At 61.8% G+C, this 7,399-nt stretch carries 7 protein-coding genes and 1 pseudogene; 1 reads left to right on the top strand and 7 read right to left on the bottom strand.

Annotation, left to right across the window (positions count from 1 at the left end; all coding sequences use genetic code 11):
* From EN914_RS17640 to EN914_RS17625, 4 genes and pseudogenes are all read right to left on the bottom strand, one after another.
* Window positions 1-263 (bottom strand): annotated as a pseudogene (locus EN914_RS17640) (nucleotidyltransferase family protein); the annotation flags it as partial.
* Window positions 263-1,363, bottom strand: coding sequence for a glycosyltransferase (locus EN914_RS17635; protein WP_024502358.1), 1,101 nt, complete (start codon window positions 1,361-1,363; stop codon window positions 263-265). The gene EN914_RS17635 and the pseudogene EN914_RS17640, both read right to left, overlap by 1 nt.
* A gap of 14 nt (window positions 1,364-1,377) precedes the next feature.
* Window positions 1,378-1,974 (bottom strand): histidine phosphatase family protein, encoded by a 597-nt coding sequence (locus EN914_RS17630; protein ID WP_024502359.1) that lies wholly within the window; start codon window positions 1,972-1,974, stop codon window positions 1,378-1,380.
* On the bottom strand, window positions 1,971-3,074 hold the full coding sequence (locus tag EN914_RS17625) for an inositol-3-phosphate synthase (protein WP_013533202.1): 1,104 nt from the start codon (window positions 3,072-3,074) through the stop codon (window positions 1,971-1,973). The genes EN914_RS17630 and EN914_RS17625 overlap by 4 nt, the downstream gene beginning before the upstream one ends.
* Window positions 3,075-3,229: 155 nt before the next feature.
* Here EN914_RS17625 and EN914_RS17620 point away from each other — a divergent pair, with 155 nt between their 5' ends.
* The gene (locus tag EN914_RS17620) at window positions 3,230-4,972 is read left to right on the top strand and encodes a hypothetical protein (RefSeq protein ID WP_024502360.1); all 1,743 of its coding nucleotides are present in this window, start codon (window positions 3,230-3,232) and stop codon (window positions 4,970-4,972) included.
* A 9-nt stretch (window positions 4,973-4,981) separates the two neighbouring features.
* On the opposite strand, the gene EN914_RS17615 is transcribed toward EN914_RS17620, so the two are convergent.
* The 3 genes from EN914_RS17615 to EN914_RS17605 all read right to left on the bottom strand — a co-directional run.
* A complete protein-coding gene (locus tag EN914_RS17615; protein ID WP_013533200.1) occupies window positions 4,982-5,167 on the bottom strand; it encodes a hypothetical protein in 186 nt (61 codons plus the stop codon).
* Between the two features lie 93 nt (window positions 5,168-5,260).
* Window positions 5,261-6,307: a UDP-glucuronic acid decarboxylase family protein gene (locus tag EN914_RS17610; RefSeq protein WP_024502361.1), complete on the bottom strand. Its 1,047-nt coding sequence runs from the start codon at window positions 6,305-6,307 to the stop codon at window positions 5,261-5,263.
* A 23-nt stretch (window positions 6,308-6,330) separates the two neighbouring features.
* Window positions 6,331-7,399 (bottom strand): glycosyltransferase (locus EN914_RS17605; protein ID WP_127389179.1); only part of this gene is annotated, 1,069 nt, incomplete at its 5' end.

The raw sequence follows: 7,399 nt of genomic DNA, 5'->3' as shown, positions 1-7,399 counted from the left end.
GGGTTGGGCTGCACCACGAACAGAGCGGCAGCGTCACCATAGCCGGCGGCGTAATATTCGAGAATGTCGGATTTGCCCGATCCGATGATGAAACAGATCTTGTCGACGCCGGCGCGCACCATCCGCCGCACCAGGTACTCGCTCACCGCGCAGGGACGCTCCGTCTGTCCATCGATCCGACTGCCTACCGGCAGCAGCTCTTTCGAGAAGCCGAGCGGTTGAATGCGGCTGCCGCGCCCGGCAGCGGGCACGATGCCCAACATCAGACTGCTTCCATCATCGGTTCGCGGGGAGATCTTTGAAAGGCGTCGTTTAGAATGTGGTCCAGCTCCGCCGCGCGCCGGGCAGAAGTGTGTTCGTCCAGAACCCGTTCGCGCGCACGGGTTCTGATGGCATCGAGTTCATCTGCCGGCAAGGCGAGCGCCGCGACCACGTCATCGGTGTCGTGGGCCAGCAGGATCTCGCTGCCGGGTTCGAAGAAGCTGCTCAGGCCAGGCCAGGTGTCGGTTATGATCGGCACCCCGCATGCCGCCGCTTCGAACAACCGGCCCGAAGGACACCAGCCTTTTTGCACCATCGCCTCGCGGGTGACATTCAGCGTCAGTCGGGAGGATGAGAAAAACGCCGGATGATCGGCCGGTGGCAGATGCCTGACGAAGAAGATGTTGTCGCCCCACGGGAATTCCTGCGGATACTGTGCGCCGCCGATGATGAAGCGCTGATCCGGTAGACGCGCGGCGGTGCGGACCAGCAGCTTTTCGACGCCGGCCTGGCGATCCGCCGCGTAGGTCCCGAGATAGGACAGATCACCGGCGAATTCGGCCCGCTTCTCTGCCGGCCGGTGTTGGTCGGGATCGACGTGCCCATAGAGCGGCACCACATGGCGCGCACCCAGAACCGTCTTCAGCGCGTCGACCGCCGAGCCGCCGGTGTAACTCAGGACGAGGTCGAAATCGGCAAGACCCTCAGGGCCGAAATAGGGTGGACGCTCACCTTGTTCGATGCGGGCAAGCGTGACCGGAGTGTCCAGATCGTAGAACACACGCAGTCCGCGGCCTGCCTGCTGCGCCAGCCGCGAGGCGTCCACGGCGTCGGGACAATAAGAGGTGACGATAACGACATCCGATTGTTTGACTGTTTGCTCCGCGACCCGGCGGATGTCCTCCCAGTCCGGGTAGAGCACGACGTTGCCGCCGTTCAGGCGATCAAGATCGCGCGCTCCGGCATAGTAGGGCGTGTCGCGTTCGAAGAAGGTAACTGACCAGCCGCGCCGGGCGAGGGCTCGGATCAGTCCCCTCCATAAGGTGGCATGGCCGTTGCCCCATGAAGACGTGACGGTAAGACCGAAAATGACCATCTGCATCCGGCAAATCCTCGTCAGGCAACTTCGTTCAATCGGATCAGCTTCGCCCCCCAGTCCCCCGACACGATCGTCGTGATCGAAGCGGGATCGATGTCGAAGCGAAAGCAGTCGCCGGCCGGCAAGCCAAGGACCTTGCAGACGGCGGCCTTGATCACATCGGCGTGGCTGACGAGGGCGACACACTGATTCTGATGCTTCTCGTGGACAGCATTCATCACCGCGACGACGCGCTGCTGGACATCGTGCATGGTCTCGCCACTCGGTGTCCTTGCCACTTGCCGCTGATCATTCCAGGCTCGCCAGCTGGCGTCGCCATTCAGTTCATCGAAAGTCTTTCCCGACCAGTCGCCGAAGTCGATCTCGTCAAGTTCGGCGCAGATCGCGATTTCTCCGACACCGCAGGCGAGCGCAACTGGCAGCGCCGTCTCTCGGGTACGCTCGCGCGGGCTGCACAAGATCGCGACGATGGGCTCCCGGGCCATGCGGCAGCCAAGCTGCGTTGCCTGCGCCTTACCGGCATCGCCGAGGCAAACGCCGTCCATACGGCCTGCCAGATAGGAGCCGACATTTTCGTGTGCCGCATGGCGGATCAGAAAGAAGGTCGTCGTCATTCTGCGGCATCGAGCAAAGGCTCGTCCTTGCCTGCGATAAAAGCGAGCGTGCGCTGCCGCGCTTCGGCGTCGGTGAACTGTTCGGGAGGCGACTTCATGAAATAACTGCAGGGACCGGTCAGCGCGCCGGCTATGCCGCGATCGAGCGCCAGCTTGGCGCAGCGTACCGCATCGATCACCACGCCGGCCGAGTTGGGCGAATCCCAGACCTCCAGCTTGAGCTCGGCATTGAGCGGCACGCCGCCGAAGGTCGTGCCTTCGACCCTTATATAGGCCCACTTGCGATCGGTGAGCCAAGGCACATGGTCGCTCGGGCCGACATGGATGTTGCCCGGCTCCAGGGGAACATCGAACTGGCTGGCCACGGACTGTGTCTTGGAGATTTTCTTCGATTCCAGCCGCTCGCGTTCCAGCATGTTGAGAAAATCGGTGTTGCCGCCGAAATTCAGTTGATAGGTGCGGTCGATGCGTACGCCGCGTTCACGGAAGAGATTGGCTAGCAACCGATGCACGATGGTCGCGCCGACCTGGCTCTTGATGTCGTCGCCGACCAGCGGCAGCCCGCGCTGCTCAAAGCGCCGTCGCCATTCCGGACGTGAGGCGATAAAGACCGGTATGCAATTGACGAAGGCGCAGCCGGCCTCGAGTGCGCATTCGGCATAGAAGCAGGTCGCCTCCTCGGAACCCACCGGCAGGTAGGAAACCAGCACGTCAGCGCTGCTGTCACGCAGGATCTCGGTGACATTGGCAACCGGCTCGGGAGCTTCTTCAATCTCGTCGCGCAAATATTTGCCGATCCCGTCCAGCGTCGGTCCGCGCTCGACGCGAACGCCGGTTGTCATGGCGTCGGCAAAGCGGAACGTGTTGTTGGGGGCGGCGTAGATCGCTTCCGCGACGTCGAGGCCAACCTTGCTCTTGGCGACATCGAATGCGCAGACAATCTCGATGTCGTCGACATGGTAACCGCCGAGGTCGGCATGCATCAGCCCAGGGATTGGTTCGTTGCTTTTAGCGTGACGATAGAACGAGAGGCCCTGCACCAGGGAGGATGCGCAATTGCCGACCCCAACGATACCAACACGAACCTTTTTCGATCCCACGAAACCGCCACCCTATGTTGTTCAAAGGTAAGTTCCTGGCGCCGAACCATCAGCTTGCCGGAATGTTCCTCCGCCCATCGAAAAATTGCGCGAGACAGCATGGATCGAAGCCGCATCCGATGCGTTCCCGCACGGCAAGCATTGGAAACCGATCGATGATCGTCTACGGCGACCACAAGCGGACGCAGGACGCACAACAGCTTCGCGAAGCAGCAGGCGAAATGGCCATAAGACTTGATCGGATGTCTCATGGCATCCGACGCCATGCTGCATTGGTCGGACTGTTCATCAGCGTGTCGGAGCTGGTTCAGGCGCTTGCCGACGTCGATTTCGGAACCGGCGGCATCGACATTTTTTCGCCACGGCAACAGCAAGGCGCCAGGCTGCTGGTCGGACTTGCGGCAGAGGTAGCGAAGTCGTGGCGAAGCGGTTTCAACGTTGGCGGTGGCATCGATCCGGGACTTCTCAAGCTGCTGGCCGGGCTCGACTGTCAGGCCGAGGTTCTGACCGGCTCCGCCGAGGGTTATGCGCATTATGCGCTTTATCCCGAAAGCTATTTGGACGCGGCGCAGAAGTCGGGGCTCGATGCGAACACATGCGTTATCGGTGTCCGCAGCATTGGCCTTGGGCTCGCAGCTATGGTGGCGGCCTCGATTGGCGCGCCGGCGCCATTCAGCGTTCGTCCGATCGGCCATCCCTTCCACAGGCACATCAACGCCGATCCGCGGTCGATCACCGCCTGGAAGAACAATCCATCGGCGCGTTTCGCCGTTGTCGACGAGGGTCCCGGCCTGTCCGGCAGTTCGATGCATGCCGTTGTCGTTTGGCTGCGTGAACTGGATGTCGATACGGACCGCATTCACCTGTTTCCCAGCCATTCAGGCGGCCCGGGCAGCGAAGCGTCGCCGGAGGCTCGGGAAACGTGGTCGCGCTGTCCGAAACATGTGGCGACGGCGTTTGAATCCACCTTCTCCGAAAGCTCGAAAATTCCCACGCTGCGCGATTGGGTGGCCGAGGCGGTCGGCAGGCCGGAATTAAACCTGACCGAACTATCTGGTGGCGAGTGGCGGGCCGCCCACTATGCCGACGAAGGACGCTGGCCGCCGAGCCCACGCGGTACCGAGCGGCGTAAATTCCTGGCGTCCGCAGGGCGTGACCGCTGGCTCGTCAAATTCGCCGGCCTCGGCGAAACCGGACTGCGCAAGAAACGAGCCGCGGCGATGTTGCACGAAGCCGGGTTCGGATCGCAAGTTGTCGCGCTTTGCCATGGCTTTCTGGTTGAACGGTGGATTGATGGCAGCACGATGGATCAGGCGCCGCTGCCCAGGGAAAAACTGATCGCGGAGCTCACAAACTACCTGACCTGGCGTGCGCTCAATCTTCGAACTTGCGAACCGGGTGCATCATTGCTTGCGCTCGCGGAGATGGCTGTTTCCAATGCCTCGGAAGCCTTGGGCGAGAAACGCGCAGCGACGTTGCGCGGTTGGCTCTCGAAACCGACCTCCGCGCATGTGCTGCAGCGCGTTGAAATCGACGGAAAGCTTCAACCGTGGGAGTTTCTCGTTCGTGCAGATGGCACGGTGCTCAAGACAGATGCTGTTGACCACTGCCGGGCACATGATTTGATCGGCTGCCAACCGATTGAGTGGGACATTGCCGGCGCCCGCGTCGAGTATGGACTGTCCGACAGCGATGTGAGGACCTTGGTCGAGGGAATGGAACTTGCCATCGACCGTGACCACATCGGCTTTTTCGAACCATGCTATTTGGCATTCCAACTCGGGCTCTGGAGCACGGCTGCGCAATCCGAAAACGGCGGGGAAAAAACAAGACTGGCCGAGATGGCAGACCGATATAGGATGCCGCTGATACGGTTCCTGGACGAATGCCGGATATGATCGTTCCGATCAGTCCAGCCTTCGCAGCATGTCTGCTTCCTGCTCGAGAATAGTGGCCACTTCCTCGCGCTGCAGATGCGTCATCATCAGGCTGACGCAGCACTCGAGATAGGTAATCGAGGCGCGCCGCAGATAGGCAGCGGTCTCGCGTTCGGCCATCTGGTCGATATCCCTCGAGGGGCGCTTGGGTTGCATGAGGGTGATCCTCCGTATCGGGTCCTCCTGCCAAACCACAAGCCTGGGCGGATGTTCCGCACGATCTCGGGAAAGGTTCGGTACCATCTCGCATCACGCCGGAAGGTTCTGCAGCCCTCCGGGTGCGGGCCTCGCTCTTTTGGCAAAGCCCGTCATCTGATCGCCGATGCGGCTGCCTTCGAGAGCTGCGAAATAATCGATCGTCAGCTTGAGCCCTTCGTTGAGGGGCACCTTCGGCGTCCAGCCGAGCAGCGCTTTTGCACGCGAAATATCGGGCTGCCTGCGCCGAGGATCGTCTTGCGGCAGCGGTAGAAATCTCAGATCCGATTTGGTACCCGTCATCGCCTTCACCAACGCAGCCAGTCGCACGATGGTGAATTCTCCGGGATTGCCCAGATTGACCGGCTTGCCTGGATTGGGATCGATATCCATCAGGCGCCTCAATCCATCGATCTGATCGGAGACATAGCAGAAGGATCGCGTCTGCAAGCCGTCGCCGAAGATCGTCAGGGGACGTTTCTCGAGCGCCTGCATGATCAGGTTCGAGACGATGCGGCCGTCCGCCGGATCCATTCTCGGACCGTAGGTGTTGAAGATGCGCGCGACGCGCACGTCGGCTTTGCCGGCTCTCAGATAGTCGAAGCAAAGCGTTTCGGCGGTGCGTTTGCCCTCGTCGTAGCAGGCGCGCGGACCGGTGCAGTTCACGTGGCCGACATAATCCTCCCTCTGGGGATGCTGTTCCGGATCGCCATACACTTCGCTCGTCGAGGCCTGTAGCAGCCGCGCGTCATATCGGACAGCGAGTTCGAGCAGGTTGAGCGTTCCAATCACGCAGGTTCGCGTGGTGTGGATAGGGTCGGCCTGGTAACGCGGCGGCGAGGCAGCGCATGCCAGGTTGAAGATACGCTCCACGGGCTCGCCGAGATCCAATGGCCGGCAGATATCCTGCTCGATCAACCGGAAACCCGGATGGTCCATGATCGAGATGATGTTCTCCATGCGCCCAGTCAGAAAATTGTCGGCGCAGATCACGCGCCAGCCGTTGCGGAGCAATGCTTCGCAAAGATGCGAACCGAGGAATCCCGCACCGCCGGCAACAAGCACTGCCTTTGCCCTTCGCGCGTTTCGTGTTTGTCGCATCGCCGTTTTCTCCTGTCTGCTGGTCATGCTGCGCTTCCGATGTCGAAATCGAGGGCCGCCGCCCTTGGCTGTGTCAACGCCGCCACGAATTCGCGGGCCCTGGCCGCACCGGTGTGGGATGCGAGGACGCGTTCGCGGGCCCGGCGGGCCATGGCGAGGCGTGTGCGCTCGGACTCGCCGAAAAGGATCTCGACGACATCGTCCGTTTCCCCGGCGGTGTGGATCGCGGAAGCGGGAAAGAAGCTGTCGAGCCCTGGCCAGCGATCGCTGATGATGGGCGTGCCGCAAGCAGCCGCTTCGAACAGGCGCACACTGGGCGACCATCCCGCGGCGATCATTGAACTGCGTGTGACGTTCAGCGTGTAGCGCTGACGGTTGTAGAACGCGGCATGATCGGCGGGCGGCAGATGTTCGATACGTTCGACATTGTCCGGCCAGATGATGTCGGATGGGTATTGCGAACCGGCCACGACGAAACGCCGGTCCCGCATATGCCGTGCGGGCTCGAGCAGCAGCGCGTTCAGCGTTGCCTGCCGGTCGGCACTGTAGGTGCCGAGATAGCCGAGATCCCAGCGGATCGGATCGCCGGTCCGGTGGTGCCGTTCCGGGTCGACCGAGCAGTAGAGCGGTTCGGCGCGGCGCGCACCGAAGTCCTCCACCAGACGGCCAAGCATCGGCCCGCCGGTGAACGAGAAGTAGACGTCGAAGTAAGGAATCTGCCGCCAGCTCAGATAATCGCAATCGTCGGCTGAAAGCTGCGCCACGGTCACCGGCGTGTCGATGTCGTAAAAGCAGAAGCGCCCTTTGCAAAGCGAAGCGACGATGTCGATGACCACGCGCCCTTCCGGCACAAACGAGCCGATGACGACGATGTCGGCCTGCTCCAGGCACCGGGCGTAGTCGCGTTGCAACTCCGCAGTGGTTTCGTAGTAGCGCAAGGCGCAGAAATCCGGATCGCGCAGATCGCGGTGGTTTGCGTACCACGGCACCTCGCGCTCCAGAAAGGTCACGCGGTGGCCGAGTTCGTGCAGACCTTTCAGCAGGCCTCGAAACGTCGTGGCGTGGCCGTTTCCCCAGGACGAGGACAGCGAC

Source organism: Mesorhizobium sp. M7A.F.Ca.CA.001.08.2.1 (genome assembly GCF_003998455.1).
GTDB lineage: Bacteria > Pseudomonadota > Alphaproteobacteria > Rhizobiales > Rhizobiaceae > Mesorhizobium > Mesorhizobium ciceri.
Note: the sequence above shows the minus strand (reverse complement) of the source record. Positions and strands in the feature narration are given on the sequence as shown.